Consider the following 24271-nt stretch of genomic DNA (forward strand, 5'->3'; position numbering starts at 1 on the left):
TGTCAGGTCGGATTAGCGACCGTAGACTGCCAGCTTGGTGTCGGTTACTGCCAGGTTATCAATGGCGATGGTACCGATATTGGTACCGCCGATAATGGTTTCACCGATGCTTACGTCCATGTAGACGTTGTCCACATCAATACGCAGGACGTCTTTCATGGTGGAAGAGCCTAAGCCATCGCCTTTATACACATCAAGGCTGGCTTGGGCGTACTGGGTAAGTTTTCCAAAACCGATCATGCCATCCGCGGTACCGAGATTGTGTCCCTCACCATTGGCATTAGCCTGCAGGAATGCCTCTGCCTCTGCCTCATCAGCAAACAATTCACTTGCCACAAGACCAGCCACAATCGCATCTTTTTCAGTTTCAGTTCCAGCGGCGTAGCCTGCTTCAATCTCAGCAGTCAGGCCATCACCGTCGTAGTCAAAATTGGTGCCAGCACCTGTGATGACCATATCCCGAACGCCAATGCCCAGAAAATCAACATCGAAATCCATGTCGTCGATGTCAAAAGCAACATCCAGCCACAGCGCGTCAGTCGCAGTATCTACCTGAATATCAAGCTGCGCGAGATCACCGTGCATGCTCATGTTGGACAGTAGTGTAGTGCTGTCACTACCGGTTGAACCTGGAAGTAACGCCACAGATCCGACAGTCACACCCCAATCAATTGCAACGGGCTTCTGTACAATGCCGTCAGTATCATCAGTTCCGTTAACATAAACCGGTTGTTTAGTGACCGGATTAATCAGGTCTTCCTCCGCCAGAGAGCCAACATGAATAATGGCATCACCATCGTCAGCAACGTCAATGTCGATCTTCAGCTCGTCCAGCTTATCGCCGCCGGTGCCACCAGCAACACCAGAACCACCCAACACAATGTTGTTAACAGCAAATGAACCTTCGTCAGTGTATTTAAACTGCCCGATGCTCACTTTAGTTTCGAGTTCGATGGTCACACCTGCCTGACCAGTGACGTTACCCATAGACACATCGTCCAGGGCCTTCAGGTCGGCGTTCGCGGCGAACGGTGCAGCAGCTACTGCTGTAGCCAAAGCTAATTTTTTCAGGCCTTTCATTATTATCTCCTTAGAACTCATTTTGTTGTTTTCTGAGTTTTTGGTTTGCTTGTGAAGCCTCAAACTCCACGCGTTCATTTAAGATTGTTTTACAGTCCTAGTCCGTGACTCTGATCACAAGTTATGACCTTCTCTTCCCAGCTGATCCAGCCAGAGTTTTTACTGAGCCGCTATTGACCAGGAGCGTCGAACTGAGTGTCATAAAATAACTGGAAGGGCTTTTCTCTAATAACCGGCTTCCCGTAGTAGATGACCTGGTTTTTCGCGCTGTACGGAACAAACTTTGAGCTAGACACCCCAACCCGATGCTCGTATTCAAAAACCAACAACTTTTGGGGATTTTCAGCACTCATTTGCCCCGCGAAAAGTATCGTTGCTGCACTGATCTCTCCTCCACGGGCAATTGATTTCATTGCGGCACGAAACAAGACAGCCCTGACCTCGGGCGGGGCCCCATCCCCGGATTGGTCTAATTTCACCTCTTTTATGCTCTTACCATCCTTCATTAGCATCCAGGCACGAGGCATTGGTGCAGTATCTCCTTTAAGCTCCGCAGCATATTCTTCGGCCGCATGCTTCGTCAGGTATTCCAATTGGGCTTTAGCAATCACCATGTACCGAGCCAGCTCTTCTTCAGTCAAAACCCCATCTGACAAGACGCTATTGTCAGGAATAGTCGCCCCAATCGCGTCTTGGGCATGGACCGGAGTAAAGCTGCAAAGCACTCCAAGCGAAATGGCAGCAAATAAGTTTTTGAATAGACTACGCATTGCACAAAACCTTTTTTGTTAGTTTGTTTGCTCGGGTTCTAACGAACTCGGGTAAAATCAGCTACCGGTTGCAGCCCCTCGCTGTGACCTGATCTCATTAAATCAGCGCCTGTCCCAATCGGACAACGCTCGTTTTGTGCAGCGTGTAGCATTCTTCCAATTTTTAACGGAGGTAACTTGGCCTTTCCTGTCTGCCAGTCCATTTCCCGCCAACAGTTTGATCAGCTTTGCAGCCATTCGGCGGCAGAGCCGGACTTTGTATTTCTGGGTGGCCAGGCGATTTCGGGCGGGCGCGGGGCTGCGCGGGGGTTCTCCTGCCATGCGGTAGAAAGGGTCTCGTTGCCAGCCAATGCAGGCACGGGCGTGGACACTCGGGCTTTGGCCCGGGAGATGGAACAACTTGCGGCGCCTTACCAGCACGCCCTCAGTTCGTTAAAGACGGCACCCTACCCGCTGATCGGCGGCTGGGTGGGCAGCCTGGCCTATGAATTCGGCTATGCCCGGGAGGCGAAGCTGCAAGGGCTGGTGCCGGAGCTGCCGTTACCGCTGATGTTTGCCGGGCTGTATCTGTGGTTTGCCAGTGAAGACCTGGAAACAGGGAACTGTTATCTGTGGGCACACCCGGACTTGCCGCAGGCCCAGCAAAAACAACTGGAAAGCTGGATGGCTACACCCGCTGAGCCACAACCAAGGCACTGGGCCATGGAGCAGCCATTCGAGCCGACTCAAGCCCCGGCCGATTTCCGCAATCGCGTGCAACAGGTACAGGATTACATCCAGGCCGGCGATTGCTATCAGGCCAACTTGTCCCAGTCTTTTGAAGGCCACTACAGTGGCGATCCCTGGCTGGCGTTCACGGAACTGAGCCATGCCAACCCCACCCCCTACGCCGCATTTCTGCGCCATGAAGGCAACGCGGTGGTGTCGGTTTCACCGGAGCGGTTCCTCGCTATCCGCGACGGGGTGGTCGAAACCAGCCCGATCAAAGGCACCCGGCGGCGCGGCGCCACACCCGAGCAAGACAAGGCTCTGGCCGATGAGCTGCTGGCCTCGGAAAAAGACCGTGCCGAAAACCTGATGATTGTGGATTTGCTGCGCAACGACCTGAGCGTGAACGCCCTGCCCGGCTCGGTGAAGGTGGACGAGCTGTTTGCGCTGGAAAGTTACCAGAATGTCCACCACCTGGTGAGCCACATTCGCGCACAACTAAAGCCCGGTGTCAGCCCGTTACAGGCGCTGTTTGATGCCTTCCCCGGCGGCTCCATCACCGGCGCTCCGAAAATCCGGGCCATGGAGATTATTCACGAGCTGGAACCCCACTGGCGCGGGCCCTATTGCGGGTCGGTGTTCTATTACGGGCTGGATGGGCGGCTGGACAGCAACATCGCTATTCGTACCCTGCTGTGTGAGGCGAACGGAATCATACGATGCTGGGGTGGCGGCGGAATTGTGGCGGATTCCGACCCGGAGTCGGAGTATCAGGAAACCCTCACCAAGGTGAAGCCGCTGATGGACTTTCTGGAACAACTAAAGCGGTAAGGGCTGTGATCTGTGCCGCCGGGTTTCCCGCAGCGGCACAGACCGGAAGACCGGAAAATCAGGCGCTGTGAATGGCGCTGGCTTTCAGGAACTCCTGCCTCAGATCATCAAAGTTGTGCACCGCCGGGAACTGCGGAAACTCGTCGATCACGTTCTGGGGCGCGTGGAACAGAATGCCGGCTTCGGCCTGGCCCAGCATGGTGGTGTCGTTGTAGGAATCACCGGCGGCAATCACCCGGTAGTTCAGCAACTGGAAGGCCCGCACAGACTGGCGCTTGGGGTCGCGCTGGCGCAACAGGTAGTTGGTGATCTGGCCGTTGTCAGCCACTTCCAGCTTATGGCACAGCAGCGCCGGGTAGCCCAGCTTCTTCATCAGCGGCATGGCGAATTCGTAGAAGGTGTCCGACAGGATCACCACCTGAAAACGCTCGCGCAACCAGTCCAGAAACTCCCGGGCGCCGGGCAGCGGGTCCAGGGTGCCGATCACTTCCTGGATTTCCGGCAGGCCGTAGCCGTGTTCGTCCAGAATGCGCAGGCGCTGCTTCATCAGTACGTCGTAGTCAGGAATATCCCGGGTGGTTGCCTTGAGTTCTTCAATACCGGTTTTTTCTGCAAAGGCGATCCAGATTTCCGGGATGAGTACGCCCTCAAGGTCAAGACATGCGAGTTCCACAACGGTCTCCTGAATAAATGATAAGGTGGCAGGCACAACAGGCGCCCGACTTGCTGCCGCGTATGATATGAAAAACGGGGCGGGAATGCATCGGGAATCCCGGCCTTTAACCTGCCGGCGAGCTATAAATATATAGTTTGTCATTCCTTCAGGTTATGAGCGGTTTAATGATAGCCTTGCGGCAACACGATAACGATTGCTGGAACAACATGACTGATATCGATTCTCTGCGCACCGAACTGGACGGCCAGAGCCCCCGGGCTATCCTGAAAGCCGCCATCGCCCGCTACGACAACATCGCCATTTCCTTCAGTGGTGCGGAAGACGTGGTGCTGATCGAAATGGCCCACAAGCTGACGGACAACCTGCAGGTGTTCACCCTGGACACCGGCCGGCTGCACCCGGAAACCTACGAGTTTATCGAGAAAGTGCGCCAGCATTACGGCATTGAGATTGAAGTGCTGTTTCCGGATTCCGGGGAAGTTCAGGCCCTGGTGGGCAAGAAGGGCTTGTTCAGTTTCTATGAAGACGGCCATTCGGAATGCTGCGGCATCCGCAAGGTGAACCCGCTGCGCAAGAAACTGGCCACGGTGGATGCCTGGATTACCGGCCAGCGCCGGGACCAGAGCCCGGGCACCCGGAACGAGGTGCCGGTGGTGCAGGTCGATACGGCGTTCTCTACCGATGATAAAACGCTGGTGAAGTTCAACCCGCTGGCGAACTGGACCTCTAAAGAAGTCTGGGACTACATCCGCATGGCAGAAGCCCCCTACAACAGCCTGCACGAAAAGGGTTTTGTCAGCATCGGCTGCCAGCCCTGCACCCGCCCGGTACTGCCAGGCCAGCACGAGCGCGAAGGCCGCTGGTGGTGGGAAGAAGCCACCCACAAGGAATGCGGCTTGCATGCCGGCAACCTGATTGGCAAATCCGGCTAACCTCCCTCCAGAATCAAAAAAAGCCCGCCTGTCATCGCTGACGGCGGGCTTTCTTTGTTCAGGGGCCTCAGTAAACCGGCAGCTCAATGTCCTTGAACAGTTCCTGAATCTCGGTACGGCTGCCCTGATGGGCCACTACGCGATCTACCATTTCCTTGGTCAGGTGCGGTGCAAAGCGTTGCATGAAGTCGTACATATAGCCCCGCAGGAACGTCCCTTTGCGGAAGCCGATCCGGGTAACCGAGGGGCGGAACAACTTGCTGGCATCCAGCGCCACCAGGTCGCTGTCGGTTTTCGGGTCGAACGCCATGCTGGCGATAATGCCCACACCCAGTCCCAGGCGTACGTAGGTTTTGATAACGTCGGCATCCGCCGCCGTGAACACCACTTTCGGGGTCAGACCCTTGGACTGGAAAGCTTCGTCCAGCTTGGAGCGGCCGGTAAAGCCGAATACGTAGGTCACCAGCTGGTATTCCGCCAGCTCTTCCAGCGTCAGCTCCTGCCCCCTGGCCAGTGGATGGTCTTTCGGCACCACCACGCAGCGGTTCCAGCGATAGCAGGGCATCATCAGCAGGTCGTTGAACAGGTCCATACCCTCGGTGGCGATGGCAAAGTCCACGGCGCCGTTGGCCGCCATCTCGGAGATCTGCATGGGCGTACCCTGGTGCATATGCAGCGACACATCCGGATACTCTTCAATAAAGCCACTGATCACCGGCGGCAAGGCATAGCGTGCCTGGGTGTGGGTGGTGGCAATACTGAGGTCGCCCTTGCGCTGGTTGCTGAACTCCTGGGCAATTTTTTTGATGCCCTCTACCCGGCGCAGGATTTCTCCGGCCTCGCGGATGATAATCTCGCCGCCCGGGGTGATGCGGGTCAGGTGCTTGCCGCTGCGGGCAAATACTTCCAGCCCCAGCTCGTCTTCCAGCAGGCGGATCTGCTTGGAAATCCCCGGCTGTGAGGTAAACAGGCTCTGGGCGGTGGCGGACACATTCAAATCGTGGTGCGCAACTTCCCAGATATACCGCAGTTGTTGTAATTTCATTGAATCTGTCGCTCCCTGGATGAGTCTACCGCCTGATAATACGCATAAGAACGGTTATTTTCATTCTTTTTTGATATACAAAAGGTAACTGTATTCAGTGTAGACCAATTCCGTGCTTTCGCAGCCCTGCCAAAGCCTTGCGTCACCGCAGCCCTTGACTTGCCGGCAGCAAAGCACACAATCCAAGATCTACATTTCGGTTAACCGGACAACCATGCTGCTGACCACCAAGTTTCTGAGGCCAACACCCGACCCGAGAGCCGTGCGCCGGCAACGGCTCGACTCGCTGCTGGAGCCGGAAACCGGCAAGCGGCTGAATATGGTGGTTGCGCCGGCGGGCTTCGGTAAAACCACCCTGGTAAGCCAGTGGTGTGCCCTGAACAGCCACCGCACCGCCTGGTTATCGCTGGACGAACACGACAACCAGCCACGCCAGTTCTGGCAATACGTGGTGGGTGCCTTTGAACACGCCGGTCTGATGGGGCTGGAAGATATCCGCAAACAACTCGCCCGCAGTGACGGCGAGGACCAGACCGCCGCCATCACCGGTTTGATCAACACCCTGAGCCAGGACAACACGGCCTGGTTCCTGGTGCTGGACGACTACCACGAGATCACCAGCGACACCATTCACCGCCAGCTGGGCTGGTTTATCGACTACCTGCCCCCGGGCATGCTGGTGACCCTTGCTTCCCGCACCGAACCACCCTTGCCCCTTGCCCGCTGGCGGGTACGGCGGCAAGTGCAGGATATTCATCCGGGGCTGCTGGCGTTCTCTGAAGACGAATGCCGGGCATTCTTCCGGGACACCATGGCCATGGAGTTATCGGAGCAGGAAATCCGCTCGGTGTGCCAGCGTACCGAAGGCTGGGTGGCTGCCATGCAATTGTCGGCGCTGTCGGCCAAGTCTGGCCAGCTCAACCTGGATCAGACCTCCGCGCCCCCAAGCCTGAATCCCGATGGCCGGCTGATCAGCGATTACGTGCTCACCGAGGTGCTGCGGCAGTTGCCCCGGGAACTGATGGACTTCCTGCTGGATACCGCCTGCTGCCCTCGCCTGTCCGGCGCCCTGTGCGATGCCATCCGGGAGCGCAGCGACAGCCAGGATGCGTTGACCAGGCTACTGGCCCAGAACCTGTTCCTGATTCCGCTGGACACCCGTAACGAATGGTTCCGCTACCACGACCTGTTCCGGGAAGCCCTGTTGCAACGCATTCAAAGCAAAGACCCCGCCCGGGCAGAGCTGATGCAATCCCGCACCATCGACTGGCTGCTCAGCCATGGTCAGGTGCAGGAAGCCATCGGTCAGATTGTCCGGCGCAAAGACACCGAGCGGCTGGCGCGGGTGCTCTCGGAGCACGGCAACAACCTGATCCACGGCGGTTTCCATTTGCCGGTACTGGAATGGCTGGAGAAAATCCCTGCGGATGTCATCAACGACAGCCCGCAGCTGCAAATGCTCAAGGTCTGGGGTCTGTTCTTCGCCAACCGGGTAGAAGGGCTGGAACCGCTGCTGACCCGGGTGGAAGACCTGCTGGACCGCCGGGTGGCAGACTCGCACCCCGATGCCGAAGGCGCCCTGGCCATTCACAGTGAAGTATCGCTGGTGCGTTCGTACCTTGCCCGCAGCCGAAACGACGAGAAGAACGCCTCGGACCTGACCCGGCAGGTGCTCAAGGACATCGACAAGATCAGCATTCCCCTGAAGTCCGTCACCTACTACGGCCTGGGCATGGATTATTTCGGCAAGGGCGAGCTGAACGAGGCCGAAGAAGCCCTGGAAAGCGCCGTGTATTACGGCCAGGTGGAACGAAAACCCAGCACCGTGCTGTCTTCCGGCGGGTTGCTGGCGTGGATCCAGTACAACCGGGGCGACACCGACCTTGCCCTGGAAACCACCAGCCGGGTACGGCAATGGGTAGACGAACACTACGCCGACCCCAGCCAGCCGCGGCTGATCTCCTGTTGGCAGAACAGCGCCCTGATTGAGATCTACCGGGAACAGAACCAACCTCAGACCGCAGCCGGCTACCTGTCGCCATTGCTCGAACATGTCGAAAAAGGCACCGAGCCCGGCCAACATGTGGTCATCCAGTTTGTTCGGGGCCACCTGGCGTTCAGTGAAGGCAAGCTGGATGCCGCCATCGACGCCCTGAAAGATGCCGTTGCCGTTGGCCGAAAACGCCGGGATCACATCCTGTTTGATCCGCCCGCTGCTGCTGCCCTGCTGGCGCGCTGTTACCTCGCCACAGACCAGGCTGACAAGGCCATGGAATGCCTGCAACCAGCCCTTGAAGAACCGGCCACCAACCCCCTGAACCGGGAGCAGAACCAAATCGCCCTGGCCCGGGTATTGATTGCCCGAAATGACAGCCAGAAGGCCCAGGAGATTTTGTCTGCACTGATTCCAGCTGCCGAGCGCAACGCCCATACCCGGCACCTGGTAGAGATTCTGCTGGTTTACGCCGAGGCCCTGTTCGGTCAGGGCCACGAGGAAGAAGCCAACCGCATGCTGGAACGTGCCATGGACAGGGCGGAACATGCCGGCTTCCTGCGTCTGTTTGCCGAAGAAAGCCCGGCACTGCGGGAGAAGATGCTGGAGCTGCCGCGGCTGAGAACACCGGGGCGCTGGAACCGGGAATTGCTGACCATGCTGAAGGATCAACTGCTGGAACCACCCATGGCTGCCGGTTCAGAACCGGCGGAGCCGGAAGCGGGCGCCGCAACCCCGGCGCCGAGATCCGCAGTCAGCGAACTGGCCGAACCTCTAAGCCAACGGGAACAGGAAGTGCTGGAGCTGATCAATCAGGGCCTGGCCAACAAGGATATTGCCGGCAAGATGTCGGTGGCACCGGCGACGGTGAAAGCCCACATCCGTAACCTCTACGGCAAGCTGGGCGTGGGCCGGCGCACCGAGGCTCTGGCCCGGGCTCGGGAGCTTGGGCTGTTGGTGAACACGACCAAAACGTGATGCAGTTCACACTTTGCCCGAATTAAGCCCCCTCACTACGCCCTTTGGACGATTCGTTTACGCCCCCTTACGCCCTATCATTTAACCATGGTGAGGTTAGCGCCTTACCGCGAATTCTGAAATTCAGGCCTTCAGATTTCTTGTTCCGCGTTATTTCGACGCCCGGGTTCGTCAGAACCCCTTGATAAGAGCCACCCGATTGGGATGGCTCTTTTTTTATGGGCAAAGGGAAAGGTTCAGTATTCGATTACACGGCGGAACGGCGGCAGGGCATCCAGCAACAGCTGGCCATAGCGGCGGGCGACAATACGCCGGTCCAGGATGGTCACCCGGCCGGTATCCTGTTCGGTACGCAACAAACGGCCCACGGCCTGAACCAGCTTCACCGAGGCATCCGGCACGGTAATTTCCATAAACGGGTTACCCCCACGCTGGGTAACCCACTCAGCCAGGCTGGCGTCGATGGGATCATCCGGCACGGAGAACGGCAGGCGCGTAATCACTACGTGGTGCAGGTACTTGCCCGGCAAATCGATACCTTCGGCAAAGCTGGCAACGCCGAACAGCACGCTGGGCTTGCCTTCATCAATGCGGGCGCAATGCTGCTTGAGCACCTCATTCTTGGCCATGTCGTCCTGGGTCCGGATCAGTTCCGGGTATTCCGGAGCCAGGGCATCCCTCACCTGCTGCATCTGCCGGCGGGAGGTAAACAACACCAGGGTGGCTTTTTCACCGGCCCAGAGTTCCGGCAGGCGCTTGATCAGGGCATCGCCAAAACCGTCATCGGTGGGCATGGCATTCATGGCCGGCACTTCCACCGTGGCCATTTCGCCATAACGGAACGAGCTGGGCACCACCAGGTAACGGCTGGCTTCCGGCAGGCCGGCCCGGGAGCGCAGGCGGTCGAACTTGCCCAGCGCCGTAAGGGTGGCACTGGTGAGCACCGCACCATAGGCCCGGGACCAAAGCCGTGAATACAACAGGTTGTCGGCCAGCACCGGCGAGCTGTACAGGGTAATGTCTTCAGCGTGGTCCCAGCGCTGGCGAACCGCCCACCGGGCCGCGGGCGGGCCTTTGCGGATAACCGGGGCCGCGTCTGTACTTTCAGTTTGAGTGGTGGCATCGGAATCGGTCGCCCCTTCACACCAGGCCGCCCACAGGCGCAACTGCTCTTCTGCCCGGCTGTGGAAGGCACCGATCACCGGATACCAGGAATCGGCGGTGTCCCGGTCCAGTTCCGGATCTTTGCGTTCGTCGAAGGCATTCTGCAGTTCTTCAACCAGGGTGCCCAGTTGCCGGCACAGGCCGGCGGTCACAATGCGCGTTTCGGCCGCCAGTTCCGCCAGGGTATCCGGCAGCTCGCCATCCGGATAGCGCCACTGGGCGCTGCGGCGCTCGTCGTTGAATTCCCAGGCGGTATTAAGCTCCACCTCGTCGTACACCTTGGCAAGGGCAAGGTCGAGATCCCGGCCAGACAGGCTGATCTTGTCCACTGCCTTGGCTGCCTGCGAACCACCCGGCAACCAGGGCTGCATTTTCACCAGGGCCTGGGACAATTGCTTAAGCCACTGGCGGGTGGAGTTCAGGGGAACCGAGGCGGCAAAGTGGTTCAGGGCCTTGTCTGGCAGGTGGTGGGCTTCGTCGAAGATAAACAGGGCGTTTTCGGGCTCCGGCAGTATGGCGCCGCCGCCCAGGGCCAGGTCTGCCAATACGAGGTCATGGTTGGCCACCACCACGTCGGCGTCGTCCAGGTCTTTGCGGGCGTCGAAAAAGGCACAGCTGTCGAAATAGGCGCAGTGGCGATTGGTGCACTGGCGGTGGTCGGTGGTCACCTGGCGCCAGATTTCATCGGGGATCTGTTCCGGCCAATGGTCCCGGTCGCCATCCCATTCCCGGGAGCCGTAGCTGGCCAGCATTTTTTCAAAGGTAATCCGGCTGGCCGCTTCATCGTCGGCAGGCTGGTCCAGCAGGAACAGCGGCATGGTGTCGCTGTCGCCATGGCCTTCGTCGTGCAGCCGGGATTCCAGCCGGGACATACACAGGTAACGACCACGGCCCTTGGCCAGGGTCCAGCTGAAATCCAGCTTGCTGTGCTTGCGCAGGTCCGGCAGGTCTTTCAGGACAATCTGGTCCTGCAGGGCAACGGTGGCGGTGGAAATCACCAGGGTTTTGCCCAGCGCCTTGGCCACAGGGATGGCGGCAATCAGGTACGCCAGGGTTTTACCGGTACCGGTACCGGCCTCCACCACGCAGGTGGCCGGCGGCGAGGTGCGCTGGCCATCGTTGTCGGTGATATCGCCCATGTAGCGGGCAATCTCGGCAATCATCAGGCGCTGGCCATAACGGGCACGGATGTCCTTGCCGGCCAGCAAGTCGCGATAGGCCTGCTGGATTTGCTGCTTTACGTCTTCTGTCAGGGCCATTATCTCGGGCTCACCCAGTCCCTCACGGTACCAACACGAAAGTACTGGCCGTTCTTGCTGAGCACCACGCCGTCTTCGGTAATGCGTTCAATGGTGAGCTGCTCGAACCGGTCGCCGGTGCGCAGATAACGATTATTGATCATCACGCGGCTGGCGGACGGGTCCGAGGAATAGATATGGCTGTTGAAGGTCAAGTCGGGCACGCTCTTCTGAAAGGACAGGGGCAATTCTACCAGATGCGGCACCCTGCCCTCTGGCTGGGGCTGGGTCAAGCCCGGATTGGATTTTGACTGGCTGGGCACGATCACCACCGGTTCCGCCCAGAGCTCTTCGGTGCCGGAATGGGCTTCCGGTACATCCGGAATCGGTACCGCCGGCGCCGGCGCTGGCTCCGGTTGTACCGTTGCAACCGGTTCCGGTTCGGGCTTCACGTTCGGAGTTTCTGCAACGAGCTGTTCTGTGGGTGCCGCTTGTGCCGGGGCTGGTTCGGACTGAATGACGGTGGCAACCGGGCCGGTGTCCGGCCAGAACACATAGGCAATCACCCCGGCATTGACCAGCAAGGCCAGCACCACAATCCACACCACCGCGGGTACCCGTTTTTTCTTCGGCCGATACACCATTTGTACCTGGTGGCCGAGATCCGGAGCCTTGCCTTGCCGACGCTCGGCTTCGGACTTTCTGAGGGCATCAAGAATGTACGACATAACCTACCGGGTGCCTCCCGCCGGGGCTGTTACCAGGCGCGGCACCCGCACTTTCAGGTCGTTGTTCATCTGAATGATGGTCATGGCGCCGGGAATACCGTCTACCGTCAAACCTTTCTGCTCCTGGTACCAGCGCACCTGCTGCTCCATGGCCAGGCGTTTGACCCGGGTACTTTCAGGCCCGGTACCGGCCAGCCGGTCTGCGATTTCCATCATGCGGGCCCCGATCCAAAGCTCCTGGCCGGACTCATCGCCGTAGAAGCCGTCACCGGTCATGAATTCCGGCACCCGCCAGAGTACCTGGAAATCACCAAACCAATAGCGCTCCAGTTCCCGGAACGGAACCGTTTCGGTGCCCCCCGGAACCGCCAGGGTGGCGGTGTCGCCATCCAGTGAACGCAGCACCGCATAGCGGGCCTCGCCATTTTCCGGCTTGAGCACTAACAGGGCCGGGCGATCAATAAATTCCAGGCTGCGGCGGCTGCCCTGGCGCTCCAGGCAACGCAAACCTGAATTCCGGGCGTGGTCACAGGCGTTGGGGAAAGCGGTAGGGTTGTAGTCGTTGCCCCAGATACCAAACAGTTCAACAAAGGCCTCGGCGCGAGGCATGGCGTGGCTGTCGAGAACAAACGAAGCCGGCTGGGTGGCAGCGGGTTCGGCCGACTCGGGGCTTTGTTCGGCAGGGACAGGATCTGTAGTCTCGTCCCGCTCGATGGTGCCACCGGTCTGAACTTCCGGGTTGCTATCGGCCAGGGCCTTGTTCACCGAATCCGGGCTGTCCAGCAGCCACAGGGTGGCAATAATGGCCAGCAGAATACTGGCTGCCACCAGGGCCAGTTGGCTTTTGGCCGGCCCGCCGGAGCCGGTCCGGCGGCTGCCGTTACGGATACCACCGGTCACTTCTTTCGCAGCCCGCTTGATATGGGCGCGGGTTATCTGGTGTTCGCCCTCGGCATAGGCGCCCAGCAGCGCACGGTCGCTGATCAGGTTGATCAACCGGGGTACACCCTCGCTGGCGCGATACAGATTTTTGACCGCACCGGCAGAAAAAAGGTCACCGCGCAGGCCAGCCACGCTCAGCCGGTATTGCAGGTAGGCTGGCAGTTCCGCCTGGTCGATGGCATCCAGGTGGTAACGGGCGGTTACCCGCTGGTTCAGCTGGCGCAACTCCGGCAGGGCCAGGATGTCCTGCAGCTCCGGCTGGCCCAGCAGCACAATCTGCAACAGCTTTTTCTCGGCGGTTTCCAGGTTGGTCAGCAGGCGCAGCTGTTCCAGCACTTCTGCGGAGAGGTTCTGGGCCTCATCGATAATCAGTACCTTGTGCCGGCCGGCGGCGTGGGCCTTGAGCAGGTCCTGGTTGATGGCATCCACCAGGATCTTGATGGTGGCGTTGGCTGCGTGGGCAATGCCCAGTTCGTCGCAGATAGCCGACAGCAACTCCCGGGCCGAGAGCCGGGGATTCAGGATGAGCGCTATGTCGACGTGTTCCGGTGCGTTCTCGATAAAACAGCGGCAGACCGTGGTTTTGCCGGTTCCTACCTCACCGGTAATCACGATAAAACCGCCCTGCCCCTGCACGCCATACATCAGGTGCGCCAGGGCTTCTTTGTGGCGGTCACTCAGGTACAGGTAGCGGGGGTCCGGCGCAATGGAGAAAGGCGGTTCCCGAAAGCCAAAAAAATCGTAGTACATGTTTCCTCAGGACCTGGCCGGCGCAGTACCGCTGACCAGTTTCAATTCTACCGCCCGCCGGTTCTGCTGCTTAAGGCGGCGCACACAACGTTCGAGGGTCTTGGAAATCCGGGCATGGGTCCGGATCATCGAAATCTTCGGCCAGGTGGCCCGCTCGCCAGCCAGGATCATCTCGCGAACATACTCCGGGCTCGGGTTCGACAACATGCCGCGATAGTGCCGCAAGGAATACTCCGGGGCAATGGTTACGTCGCCGGAGTAACGCTGGGCCATGATGGTATACAGTTGCCCGGAGGCCTGCCTGAGCAGTTCCGGGCGCACCCGCTTGCGCAGGTAGTCGAACACGCCACGGCCATGGAACTGCACTTCCGACTTCAGGAAATGCATTGGCAGGCGCGGCAGCGAGAGTTTTTCGTCTGCCTGTTCCGCCAGGAACGGCACCACATGGGGGTTGGTCTGGCTGACGATGCTGAAATTGGCATCGTACAAATGCATCAGGCGCTCGATGGGCAGGTCACTGACCACGGAACCGTCCACAAACTGGATTCTGGGCATATACGGCAGCGCATTGCCGTAAAGGTCTTTCTTCATCAGGGTGACCGGCGGGAACACCCCAGGCACCGCAGCACTGGCCAGGGCGGCACTCCACACCATCAGGTACGGCGAGGTGTAACCGCACAACAACCGGGCTTTCTGATTGGACTGCACCGGCGACACGCTGATGTTAATGCTGCGGCCAGTGCGCTGATAGGCTTCTTCGAAGGTGTATTCGCCGATATTCGCGCGCAGGCATTGCTGCAGGGTTTGCTGGTCCATCAGGCCTTCGCCGCGCATGGCGCTGATCAGCCCGCGCCATTTCCAGGCCTTGAGGTTGTGGTTCTCCGGCACCAGCATTTCCGGTATCTCGGCATCGGTGTGTACCCCGAGAATACCCGCGATAATGGCGCCGATACTGGAGCCGGCGATCACCTGGGGCAGCAGCCCCTTTTCCCACAGTGCCTTGATGACTCCGAAATGGAACATGCCCAGCGATGCACCACCGCTGAGCAACAGCGTGGGCCGGCCGAAGCTGGTCAGGGTATCGCGGAAGAACTGCAGCTTGTCGTAAACCGGAAAGCCCGGCACCGGGTGATCGCACAGGTAATCCAGGGCTTCACACACCTGGCTGATGTATTCTTCGATCAGGTGCTTGGTGCCCACCCGGGAGCGGGTGTACAGGGCCGGGTTCCCCATATTGCCCAGATCGTGGTGCAGGCCTTCACGCAGCGCCCGCTTGAGGCGCTCGAAGTCATTTTGCTGGCGATACTGTTTGAGGTTGCTCAGGCGATCATAGATCAGCTCGTAGTGGTAAAGGTCAGAAACGAACTCTTCCTTCCACTCGGCATTGCCTTCCAGAAAATCCAGCTCCAGCCCGGCTTCCATCCACTGCTCATAGGTCGTAGCGCCGGCCAGGGCTTTGCGAAAACGGGAAATTCTGGGGTCCTTGATCACCTGTTGCCTCCCGGCTTTACTGCTCAGAAATCCTCGAGCATGAAATCGTCGTCGTCCGCGAAGGGATCTTCCGTGATCTTACCATCGTTAATCAGGAATTCACGACGCTGCAGGAAGGCATTGCGCACAAACGTGTACTGGTCCCCGGAAATAAAGCTTTCCGCTGGAATCAGGTCTGCCCGCTTATCAACAATCTGCAGGGTGCGCAGGTAATACCATTCCGGGCTGTCGACCGCATCCCAGGCTGACGGCAGCATAAAGCTGTCCGAGGCCAGGCCGGAAAAATGCCGTGGCGTGGACGGGCCCAGTAGCGGAAGCATCAGGTAAGGGCCGGAACCTACGCCCCAGTGGCCGAGGGTCTGGCCGAAATCTTCCGGTCGCTCGGGCAGTTCCCAAGCCGTGGCTACATCAAAAATACCGCCCAGTCCGAACACGGTATTGAAGGTAAACCGGCCAAAGGCCACCACGGCCGATTCCCCTTTCAGCTGAAACAGGCTGTTGGTGAAATTTCGGATTTCGGTGAGGTTGTTGAAGAAATTGGTCACGCCGCGATCTACGATGTCCGGGGTCACGGTCCGGTAACCACTGGCTACCGGGCGCAGGAACCAGCGGTCGATGGCATCGTTGAAGGCGTATACCTTGCGGTTCCAGTTCTCGTAGGGGTCGTCGGTATTGGCAGGCATCGCCTCGCCTTCCATGGGCGGCTCTTGCAGATTCTGGGCCTGCACGGCTGTTGCACCAAGGGCCAGTGCCGTAAACAGCAGCACGCCGGGCGCCCAACGCCGGATATCAAACTCTCTCATTTTGCACTCTCGGGTTGTTTAACCTGTTTCAGTTCGTCGACAATACCGGCGCTTTATTTTTCTTGTGTCACTGTTCCGGAGGAAACTCAGATGTCTGTACCGGGTAATCCCGTCAGTTCGCTGTCCATGGCCCTGCGCTGGGGCGATATGGATGCATACGGCCACGCCAATAATACAGTTTACTTCCGTTTTTACGAGGAAGCCCGCATTGTCTGGCTGGCGGAACTGGGTCTGGGTAAAGCAGAAGACCCGACCGGACCGGTTATTATAAAGACCAGCGCCACCTTTCTGAAGGAACTGACGCACCCTGCCAGTGTGGTTGTTGAAACTTATGCAGACAAAGCGGGAACGACCAGCCTCGACACCTACCATCTGCTGAAAGATGCCGACACCGGCGATGTTTACGCGGAAGGCTATGCAAAGATCGTGTGGGTAGACCGGACAACCCGCAAATCCACCCCGCTGCCAGACACCCTGAAGGCCCTGGCAGCGAGGTAAACCGGATTAGCGGTGGCGAACCACCACGCTGCCGATGGAATAGCCGGCACCGAAGGAGCAGATCACTCCCAGGTCGCCGGCTTTCAGGTCATCCTTGTGCTTGTGGAAGGCAATGATTGAGCCGGCCGAACTTGTGTTGGCGTATTCGTCCAGAATCACCGGTGCTTCCTGCTCGGTGGCATCCCGGCCAAGAACCTTGCGGGCAATCAGCTGGTTCATGTTCAGGTTGGCCTGGTGCAGCCACATGCGGTCCAGGTTGTCCGGTTCCAGGTTCAGGGAAGCCAGGTGATCCTGGATAGTGGAAGCCACCAGCGGTGACACTTCCTTGAATACTTTCCGGCCCTGCTGGATAAACAGCTTGTCCGCTTTGCCCACGCCACTGTCATCCGCCCGGTTCAGGAAACCGAAGTTGTTACGGATGCTGTTGGAGAACTGGGTCTTCAGACGAGTGCCCAGGATCTCGAAGCCCTGCCCCGGCTGGGTGTTTTCTTCCCGCTCCACCAGGATGGCGGTGCAGGCGTCACCAAAGATAAAGTGGCTGTCGCGGTCACGGAAGTTCAGGTGGCCGGAGCAGATTTCCGGGCTGACCACCAGCACGGCGCGGGCAGCACCGTTTTCCACCGAGTTCACCGCAGCCTGCAAGCCGAAGGTGGCAGAACTGCAGGCCACGTTCATGTCGTAGGCGAAGCCGTTAATACCCAGGGCTTCCTGCACCTCAATAGACACGGCGGGATAGGCGCGCTGCATGTTGGAGCATGCCACAATCACCGCGTCTACATCGGCGGCGGTTTTACCTGCCTGCTCAAGGGCTTCTTTACAGGCTGCAACTGCCATGTCGCACTGCACCGATGGTTCGTCGTTGCTGCGCTCGGGAATGTACGGTTTCATCCGCTTCGGGTCCAGGATTCCTTCCCGGTCGATCACGTGCCGGCGCTTGATGCCAGACGCCTTTTCGATAAAAGCAGATGACGAGGGTTGCAGGGCTGTCAGCTCGCCGCGGGCTATCTCTTCCGCGTGTTCGTTGTTGTACAGCTCTACATACTGGTTGAAGGCTTCGACCAGTTCGTCGTTCTCGATGATGGCGGGCGGCGTAAACAGGCCGGTTCCGCTGATGACGGCTTTAATCACAATAACCCCACGTCATGGTTATAAAACAGTTTTTGACAATTAACTGTCAGAAATACTAACACAGTCCGCCGGATTTGCCCGCTGGACTATCATCCTCGGGTACCAGGCTGGTGCAATTTATATCCGGGTGTTTTCCCACTGTTTATCCAGCCGCTTGACCGACACCGTCATGGCGGTGCCCAGTTGCTGGGCGAAGAAGGAGACCCGGTACTCTTCCAGCATCCACCGGTACAGTTCCAGTTCCGGGTCACGAACGCCCTGGCGTTTCTGCTGTTCCTGCCTGGTGGCATAACGGGCCCAGAGCGGCTCGATGGTGTGCAGAAACTCCCGCTCCCGACCCATTTCCCGGGGCATTTTCTCCAGCCGTATCAAAGCCGCTTCGAAATACACCCCGAATCGATCCAGCCACGTTGCCGGCGTGGCCACCAGGAAACCGGGATACACCAGGTGCTGCAACTGGAATTTCAGGTCTGCCATGCTGTTGGCGAGGGCCAGGTTGATCTTGCCTTTGAGTTGCTTTGCCACCTTCTGGTAGCCGCTCATGGCCTGGAACAGTCGCTCATCCGCCGCTTCCAGGGCAGGAATGAAATCGCCCCGGTGCTGCTCGTAAACCCGGTTGAAGGCGCCTTCATCCCTGGGCAGGTCGCCGGCCAGGAAGTGCTGCATCACCGCAGACAACAGCAGGTCATCCAGCAGTGCCTTCGCCTGCCCGACCGGGGCAAACATCAATGCCGACTGCTTGAACCGGGGCAGCTTGCGCTCCAGGTCTGACAGGGTGTTTCCGAAACGGTTGATGATCAGGCGGGCGATACCACGGCGGGTGGTATCCCCGGCGGTCAGCCGGTCCAGGCAGCGGATTTCCCGAACCTGTTTGCCCAGGTCTTCCAGGGCCGGGTACACGGTTACTTGCATACCGCCCTTTTCGGTCTGGACCTGCTCCGGCAGGCTGCCGAACTGCCAGTCCAGGTATTCCTTTACCTTATGGTCGCCAGTGTTTTCTCTGGTAACTGAGGCGAGGGCTTCGGTTGCCCTGCCCTCCAGCTTCGCCTGCAGCTCGTCGGTGTCCCGGCTTTCGGCAATGGTTTTATCCTTGTTGCCGGTTACCCGAAGGTTCATCCGCAGGTGTCTGGGTAATTCGTCTTCCGGCCAGGCCTGGGGGTCAATCTGCACACCGGTCATCCGGCGCAGTTGCTCGCCCAGCTTCAGGGCCAGCGGCTCGTTACTCGGCTGCATGTTGGCGAGCGCGGCATCGACAAAATCCGGCACCGGCACAAAGTTCCGGCGCAGGGATTTGGGCAAGCCTTTGACCAGCGCAATGCATTTCTCTCGCAAAAGCCCCGGCACCAGCCACTCCAGCCGGCGGGAAGGAATCTGCTTCAGGGCCATCAGGGGCACTTTCAGGGTCACCCCGTCACGCTCGCTGGTGGGTTCGAATTCATAGCTCAGGGGGTATTTCACCCCTTCCCACTCCAGGTAGTCGGGATACTGCTCCGCCGCGCCCTGGTCCAGCGGGCGTTGCAGCACATCGGCTTCGGTCAGTTCCAGCTTTTTCAGTTCTTCTGCCGACAGGCCTTTCCACCAGCTTTCAAAATGCCGGCCACTGACGATTTCCGAAGGCAGGCGCTCGTCGTAGAAGGCCACCAGCACTTCGTCGTCTACCAGCAGGTCCCGGCGGCGGGTTTTCTTTTCCAGGTTCTCGACGGTGTCGAGCATTTCCCGGTTGCGGGCAATAAAGGGGGCTTTGGACTGATAATCGCCCTCCACCAGCGCCCGCCGGATAAACAGGTTACGGCATTCTTCAGGGTCGACCTTGGCGTAGGGAATGCGGCGTTTGGGCACCACATCCAGGCCGTAGAGGGTGACCTTTTCATACCCCATGACCTGGGCTCGCTTCTGTTCCCAGTGGGGCTCGAAATAGTGGTGCTTCACAATATGACCCGCCAGCGGTTCTACCCACTCCGGCTGTATGCCCGCCACCATGCGGGCGAACACCTTGCTGGTTTCGACAATTTCTGCCGCCACGATCCACTTGGGGCCGGACTTGGCCACTTTCGAACCGGGGAAGATCATCACCTTACGGTTTCGGGTGGCCAGGTATTCCCGCTTTTCGACTTTCACTGCAATCTGGCCCAGCAAGCCGGCCAGAATAGCCTTGTGGATCCGGTCGTAGTTGGCCGGGTCCCGGTTCATGCTGAGCTTTTGCTCGCGACAAATCAGGGTCAGCTGGCGATGGATATCGCGCCACTCCCGCATGCGCATCCAGCTCAGGAAGGTCTTCTGGCACAGCTTTTTGAGCTGGTTCTGGGACAATTCCTGGCGTTGTTCCTCGAACCAGTTCCAGATATTCAGCAAGGTGGCAAAGTCGGATTCTTTGTCGTTGAACGGAGCGTGGGCCTGGTCTGCCGCCTGTTGCTTGTCCTGGGGTCGCTCCCTCGGGTCCTGGATGCTGAGGCCGGCAATCACGATCAGCACCTCTGCCAGGCTGCCGTGGTCTGCCGCAGTGACCAGCATCCGGGCCAGGCGCGGGTCCAGCGGCAGGCGGGCCATGGTACGGCCGAGTTTGGTGACACGGCGCTTGTCGTCAACCGCGCTCAGCTCTTCCAGCAGTTTGTAGCCATCGTTAACCTGGCGGCGGTCCGGTGCTTCCAGGAACGGGAAATGGCGAATCTCGCCCAGCCCGGAGGTGGCCATTTGCAGAATAACGGACGCCAGGTTGGTGCGCAGAATCTCCGGATCGGTGAACTCCGGGCGATTCAGAAAATCGGTTTCATCGTACAGGCGAAAACAGATACCCGGTGCCACCCGGCCGCAGCGCCCTGCCCGCTGGTTGGCACTGGCCTGGGAGATGGGCTCGATAGGCAGGCGCTGGATCTTTGAACGCACGCTGTAACGGCTGATGCGGGCAACGCCGGTGTCAATCACATAGCGAATGCCCGGCACCGTCAGGGAGGTTTCCGCCACGTTGGTGGAGAGCACAATGCGCCGGCCCTTGTGGGCCTGGAAAACGCGGTTCTGCTCCTGGTTACTGAGCCGGGAATACAGCGGCAGCACTTCGGTGTGCCGCAGCTCGGCATGGCGCAGCACCTTGCTCAGGGCACGGATTTCCCGCTCGCCGGGCAGGAACACCAGCACATCTCCCGGAGGCTGTTTTTCCGTACGCTCGTGCTGTTCGATTTCTTCCAGTGCCGAGAGCACCCCATCGGTCCAGCCCTGATCCCGGTCGTCTTCATCGCCGGCCAGCGGGCGGTAGCGAACATCCACCGGATAGGTACGGCCGCTGACTTCAATCACCGGAGCCTTGTCAAAGAACTCGCTGAAGCGCTCTACCTCAATGGTGGCGGAGGTGATGATGATTTTCAGGTCCGGACGCTTGGGCAGCAACTGGCGCAGGTAGCCCAGCAGGAAGTCGATATTCAGGCTGCGCTCGTGGGCTTCATCGATAATCAGGGTGTCGTACTTGTCGAGAAAGCGGTCGTGCTGGATTTCCGCCAGCAGGATACCGTCTGTCATCACCTTGATCCGGGACGACTCGGAGGTGTTATCGGTGAAACGCACCTGATAACCCACCTGCTGCCCGACCTGCTCGCCCAGTTCCTCCGCAATCCGGGCCGACACACTGCGTGCGGCAATCCGCCGGGGCTGGGTATGGCCCACCAGCCCGCGGATGGCCCGGCCCAGGTTCAGGCAGATTTTGGGAATCTGGGTGGTTTTACCGGAGCCGGTTTCACCGGCAATGATGACCACCTGGTTTTGCTCGATGGCCCGGCTGATGTCCTCTACCCGGGCACTGACCGGCAGGCTGTCCGGAAAACTGGCTGGCTTGTGCAGGGCTTGTCGCTTCCGCACCTTGTCCAGCCCCTGATCCAGCCAGCGTGCCATTTTCTCCAGATCCTTCTGCCCGGGCCTGCCCTTGCTCCGGCTGACCTGACGAATAATGCGCGCCGCCTCCTGCTGGTTACAGGCGTCCAGCTGGCTCATAAAAGCCTTCACGGCTGCTTGCGGGTCAGCGGTGATGGTATCGGGTGCGTTACTACGGGTCGGTTCTGTCATTGCTCGGTTTACGGGCTCTTGCTGGGGGCTGGATCTGTTCAGGCGCCACAGTCTAACGGGAAATCGCCCCTGCAGAAACACAAAGACCCCGCCGAAGCAGGGTCTCTGGGCTCTCCCGGGAGAGCAGGCAACACCAGGAATCAGGCGTTGGCTTCATCCCGCAGTTCGCGGCGCAGGATCTTGCCCACGTTACTCTTGGGCAGTTCGTCGCGGAATTCAAAGTGCTTGGGCACCTTGTACGCGGTCAGGCGCTCGCGGCAGAATTCCTTGATCTCATTGGCGGTAACGCCTTCCTGGGTGGGCACCACGTAAACCTTCACGGCTTCGCCACTCTTGGCATCCGGGATACCAACCGCAGCACACTCCACCACTTTCGGATGGCTGGTTACCACGTCTTCGATTTCGTTCGGGAACACGTTGAAGCCAGACACGATAATCATGTCTTTTTTACGGTCGACGATACGAATGTAGCCGTCTTCCTGGATCAGCGCGATGTCGCCGGTTTTCAGGTAACCGTCTTCAGTGAATGACTTCTGGGTGTCATCCGGGCGCTGCCAGTAACCACGCATTACCTGCGGGCCTTTCACGCACAGCTCACCGGGTTCGCCAACCGGGGTTTCATTGCCGTCGTCATCAATGGTTTTGATCACGGTAGACGGAATCGGCAGGCCGATGGTGCCAATCTGGATGGCGCTGCGGGGGTTGAAGGTAACCACCGGAGAGGTTTCGGTCATGCCGTAACCTTCGCTGATTTCACAACCGGTCACACGCTCCCACATCTTGGCCGTGTCGCTGGTCAGGGCCATACCACCGGAGGCGGTCAGCTTCAGGCCGGAGAAGTCCAGATCCTGGAATTCTTCGTTGTTGCACAGGGCGACAAACAGGGTGTTCAGGCCGATAAAGGCGGAGAACTTCTGCTTCTGCAGCTCCTTCACAAAGCCCGGGATATCACGGGGGTTCGGGATCAGGATGTTGTGGGCGCCGGCTTCCAGCATGATGCCGCAGTTCAGGGTGAAGGAATAAATGTGGTAAAGGGGCAGCGGTGCAATCACCACTTCCTTGCCTTCTTCAATCTGGTCTTCCAGCATCGGGCGAACCTGGGTCAGGTTAGCCACCAGGTTGGCGTGGGTCAGCATGGCACCCTTGGCTACGCCTGTGGTACCGCCGGTATACTGCAGTGCAGCCAGGTCATCCAGCTTGATGTCGACCGGGGTGAACTTCTCGCGGGCACCGGCGCTGAGAACGGCTGGCAGCTTGTGGGCACCCGGAATGTTAAACGGCGGTACCATTTTCTTCAGGTACTTAACCGCAGCGTTCATCAGGGTACGCTTGAGCGGTGAATGCATGTCGGCCACTTCGGTAATAATGACATGCTCGATACCGGTATGAGGCAGCACCTTCTCCGCGTTTTCCGCCATGTTAGCCAGCACCACCAGGGCCTTGGCGCCGGAGTCGTTGAACTGGTGCTCCATTTCACGGGTGGTATACAGCGGGTTGGTGTTCACCACGATCATGCCCGCACGCATGGCACCGAAAACTACTACCGGATACTGGGAAACGTTGGGCATCTGTACCGCGATGCGGTCGCCGGGTTTAAGGTCGGTTTTGTTCTGAAGCCATGCAGCAAAGTTGCGGCTCTGGGTATCAAGATCCTTGTAGGTCAGCGTAGCGCCGACTGCGGAGAATGCCGGGCGGTCACCGTATTTCTTAACGGCCTGCTCGAAGACATCCACCATGTTCTTGTATTTCTTAAGGTCTACCTCCCGGGGAATGCCGGCGGGGTATTTGTCTTGATAGAACTGCTCGAAATCCATCACCATCTCCTGTCTGAACGGCGCGAATTGATTAAAAAATCAACCCTACAAAAGTATCAGCCTCAAAAAGTGGTGGAGAGAATAGCAGTTTTGTTAATGATGAGGTAGGTTTCAGGACAACGAAAGCACCCCTTGCTGGAAACACCAATCACCGGAGCCTGTGATGAGCGACACCCTCGATACCCTGGAAAATATCACCTACAGCGAGCTGAACGAAGGCGATTCTGCCACCTTCACCCGGACCCTGACCGAAGACGAACTGGTGCTGTTTGCGGCCGTGTCCGGAGACGTTAACCCGGTGCACCTGGACTCGGAATTTGCCGCCGAATCCATGTTCAAGGAACGCATTGCCCATGGCATGTGGAGTGGCTCGCTGATTTCTGCCGCACTGGCGACCGTGATGCCGGGCCCGGGCACGATCTACCTGGAACAAAGCCTGGCATTCAAGCGGCCGGTGAAGCTGGACGATACCCTGACCGTCACCCTCACGGTGCTGGCCAAGGAACCGAAGAACCGGGTGGTGTTCGGCTGCGATGTGCGTAACCAGAACGACCAGCAAGTGGTAAGTGGCGAAGCCAAGGTGATCGCCCCTACCGAGAAAATTTCCCTGCAGAAACCCCGCCTGCCGAAGATTACCATCGAAGGCTGAACC

The 24271-nt window shown here is 58.9% G+C and carries 17 protein-coding genes; 5 read left to right on the plus strand and 12 right to left on the minus strand.

The genetic code is table 11. The features are described from left to right. Window positions 1-12 precede the first annotated feature (12 nt). Together H3Z84_RS10350 and H3Z84_RS10355 are read right to left on the minus strand one after the other, a co-directional pair. Window positions 13-1080, minus strand: coding sequence for a DUF6160 family protein (locus tag H3Z84_RS10350; protein WP_199457395.1), 1068 nt, complete (start codon window positions 1078-1080; stop codon window positions 13-15). A 170-nt stretch (window positions 1081-1250) separates the two neighbouring features. Next, window positions 1251-1850: a hypothetical protein gene (locus tag H3Z84_RS10355; RefSeq protein WP_199457396.1), complete on the minus strand. Its 600-nt coding sequence runs from the start codon at window positions 1848-1850 to the stop codon at window positions 1251-1253. Between the two features lie 177 nt (window positions 1851-2027). Here H3Z84_RS10355 and pabB point away from each other — a divergent pair, with 177 nt between their 5' ends. Then, entirely contained in the window at window positions 2028-3389 is a 1362-nt protein-coding gene (gene pabB, locus H3Z84_RS10360) for an aminodeoxychorismate synthase component I (protein ID WP_228285806.1), read from the plus strand. Window positions 3390-3447: 58 nt separating this feature from the next. Here the strand turns inward: pabB and thrH are convergent, their stop codons facing one another. Further along, window positions 3448-4062, minus strand: coding sequence for a bifunctional phosphoserine phosphatase/homoserine phosphotransferase ThrH (gene thrH, locus H3Z84_RS10365; protein ID WP_094624072.1), 615 nt, complete (start codon window positions 4060-4062; stop codon window positions 3448-3450). Between the two features lie 209 nt (window positions 4063-4271). Here thrH and H3Z84_RS10370 point away from each other — a divergent pair, with 209 nt between their 5' ends. Then, on the plus strand, window positions 4272-4997 hold the full coding sequence (locus H3Z84_RS10370) for a phosphoadenylyl-sulfate reductase (protein WP_199457397.1): 726 nt from the start codon (window positions 4272-4274) through the stop codon (window positions 4995-4997). A 67-nt stretch (window positions 4998-5064) separates the two neighbouring features. Here H3Z84_RS10370 and cysB read toward each other — a convergent pair whose 3' ends face one another. After that, complete coding sequence (gene cysB / locus H3Z84_RS10375; RefSeq protein WP_199457398.1) at window positions 5065-6042, minus strand: HTH-type transcriptional regulator CysB; 978 nt, start codon at window positions 6040-6042, stop codon at window positions 5065-5067. Between the two features lie 214 nt (window positions 6043-6256). On the opposite strand from cysB, the gene H3Z84_RS10380 reads away from it, so the two are divergent. Continuing rightward, complete coding sequence (locus tag H3Z84_RS10380; RefSeq protein WP_199457399.1) at window positions 6257-9013, plus strand: LuxR C-terminal-related transcriptional regulator; 2757 nt, start codon at window positions 6257-6259, stop codon at window positions 9011-9013. A gap of 236 nt (window positions 9014-9249) precedes the next feature. On the opposite strand, the gene dinG is transcribed toward H3Z84_RS10380, so the two are convergent. The 5 genes from dinG to H3Z84_RS10405 are packed head-to-tail and all read right to left on the minus strand — an operon-like array spanning window position 9250 to window position 16129. Then, on the minus strand, window positions 9250-11436 hold the full coding sequence (gene dinG, locus H3Z84_RS10385) for an ATP-dependent DNA helicase DinG (RefSeq protein WP_199457400.1): 2187 nt from the start codon (window positions 11434-11436) through the stop codon (window positions 9250-9252). Continuing rightward, the gene (locus H3Z84_RS10390; protein ID WP_199457401.1) at window positions 11436-12143 is read right to left on the minus strand and encodes a general secretion pathway protein GspB; all 708 of its coding nucleotides are present in this window, start codon (window positions 12141-12143) and stop codon (window positions 11436-11438) included. Before H3Z84_RS10390 ends, dinG begins: the two co-directional genes overlap by 1 nt. 3 nt (window positions 12144-12146) lie before the next feature. After that, window positions 12147-13835 (minus strand): ExeA family protein, encoded by a 1689-nt coding sequence (locus H3Z84_RS10395; RefSeq protein ID WP_199457402.1) that lies wholly within the window; start codon window positions 13833-13835, stop codon window positions 12147-12149. 6 nt (window positions 13836-13841) lie between these two features. After that, complete coding sequence (locus H3Z84_RS10400; protein WP_199457403.1) at window positions 13842-15326, minus strand: DUF3336 domain-containing protein; 1485 nt, start codon at window positions 15324-15326, stop codon at window positions 13842-13844. 23 nt (window positions 15327-15349) lie between these two features. Continuing rightward, window positions 15350-16129 carry a VacJ family lipoprotein gene (locus tag H3Z84_RS10405; protein WP_199457404.1) on the minus strand — a complete coding sequence of 260 codons (780 nt, stop codon included), beginning with the start codon at window positions 16127-16129 and terminating at the stop codon, window positions 15350-15352. 90 nt (window positions 16130-16219) lie between these two features. Here H3Z84_RS10405 and H3Z84_RS10410 point away from each other — a divergent pair, with 90 nt between their 5' ends. Continuing rightward, complete coding sequence (locus H3Z84_RS10410) at window positions 16220-16627, plus strand: acyl-CoA thioesterase (protein ID WP_094624080.1); 408 nt, start codon at window positions 16220-16222, stop codon at window positions 16625-16627. A gap of 6 nt (window positions 16628-16633) precedes the next feature. On the opposite strand, the gene H3Z84_RS10415 is transcribed toward H3Z84_RS10410, so the two are convergent. The 3 genes from H3Z84_RS10415 to H3Z84_RS10425 all read right to left on the minus strand — a co-directional run bounded on the left by H3Z84_RS10415 (window position 16634) and on the right by H3Z84_RS10425 (window position 23619). After that, window positions 16634-17755: a beta-ketoacyl-ACP synthase III gene (locus H3Z84_RS10415; RefSeq protein ID WP_199457405.1), complete on the minus strand. Its 1122-nt coding sequence runs from the start codon at window positions 17753-17755 to the stop codon at window positions 16634-16636. Between the two features lie 117 nt (window positions 17756-17872). Then, complete coding sequence (hrpA, locus tag H3Z84_RS10420; protein ID WP_199457406.1) at window positions 17873-21805, minus strand: ATP-dependent RNA helicase HrpA; 3933 nt, start codon at window positions 21803-21805, stop codon at window positions 17873-17875. Window positions 21806-21945: 140 nt separating this feature from the next. Beyond that, window positions 21946-23619 carry a long-chain fatty acid--CoA ligase gene (locus tag H3Z84_RS10425; RefSeq protein ID WP_199457407.1) on the minus strand — a complete coding sequence of 558 codons (1674 nt, stop codon included), beginning with the start codon at window positions 23617-23619 and terminating at the stop codon, window positions 21946-21948. Between the two features lie 163 nt (window positions 23620-23782). On the opposite strand from H3Z84_RS10425, the gene H3Z84_RS10430 reads away from it, so the two are divergent. Then, window positions 23783-24268, plus strand: coding sequence for a MaoC/PaaZ C-terminal domain-containing protein (locus tag H3Z84_RS10430; RefSeq protein WP_058340814.1), 486 nt, complete (start codon window positions 23783-23785; stop codon window positions 24266-24268). The last annotated feature ends 3 nt before the right edge of the window (window positions 24269-24271 follow it).

The sequence above is a fragment of the Marinobacter sp. bablab_jr003 genome, assembly GCF_016464245.1.
Taxonomy (GTDB): domain Bacteria; phylum Pseudomonadota; class Gammaproteobacteria; order Pseudomonadales; family Oleiphilaceae; genus Marinobacter; species Marinobacter vinifirmus.

What these genes read in the sequence shown, in the direction of transcription:
- H3Z84_RS10350 (WP_199457395.1), bottom strand. Translation starts at nt 1,080, where the DNA reads ATGAAAGGCCTGAAAAAATTAGCTTTGGCTACAGCAGTAGCTGCTGCA.
- H3Z84_RS10355 (WP_199457396.1), bottom strand. Translation starts at nt 1,850, where the DNA reads ATGCGTAGTCTATTCAAAAACTTATTTGCTGCCATTTCGCTTGGAGTG.
- H3Z84_RS10370 (WP_199457397.1), top strand. Translation starts at nt 4,272, where the DNA reads ATGACTGATATCGATTCTCTGCGCACCGAACTGGACGGCCAGAGCCCC.
- cysB (WP_199457398.1), bottom strand. Translation starts at nt 6,042, where the DNA reads ATGAAATTACAACAACTGCGGTATATCTGGGAAGTTGCGCACCACGAT.
- H3Z84_RS10380 (WP_199457399.1), top strand. Translation starts at nt 6,257, where the DNA reads ATGCTGCTGACCACCAAGTTTCTGAGGCCAACACCCGACCCGAGAGCC.
- dinG (WP_199457400.1), bottom strand. Translation starts at nt 11,436, where the DNA reads ATGGCCCTGACAGAAGACGTAAAGCAGCAAATCCAGCAGGCCTATCGC.
- H3Z84_RS10390 (WP_199457401.1), bottom strand. Translation starts at nt 12,143, where the DNA reads ATGTCGTACATTCTTGATGCCCTCAGAAAGTCCGAAGCCGAGCGTCGG.
- H3Z84_RS10395 (WP_199457402.1), bottom strand. Translation starts at nt 13,835, where the DNA reads ATGTACTACGATTTTTTTGGCTTTCGGGAACCGCCTTTCTCCATTGCG.
- H3Z84_RS10405 (WP_199457404.1), bottom strand. Translation starts at nt 16,129, where the DNA reads ATGAGAGAGTTTGATATCCGGCGTTGGGCGCCCGGCGTGCTGCTGTTT.
- H3Z84_RS10410 (WP_094624080.1), top strand. Translation starts at nt 16,220, where the DNA reads ATGTCTGTACCGGGTAATCCCGTCAGTTCGCTGTCCATGGCCCTGCGC.
- hrpA (WP_199457406.1), bottom strand. Translation starts at nt 21,805, where the DNA reads ATGACAGAACCGACCCGTAGTAACGCACCCGATACCATCACCGCTGAC.
- H3Z84_RS10425 (WP_199457407.1), bottom strand. Translation starts at nt 23,619, where the DNA reads ATGGATTTCGAGCAGTTCTATCAAGACAAATACCCCGCCGGCATTCCC.
- H3Z84_RS10430 (WP_058340814.1), top strand. Translation starts at nt 23,783, where the DNA reads ATGAGCGACACCCTCGATACCCTGGAAAATATCACCTACAGCGAGCTG.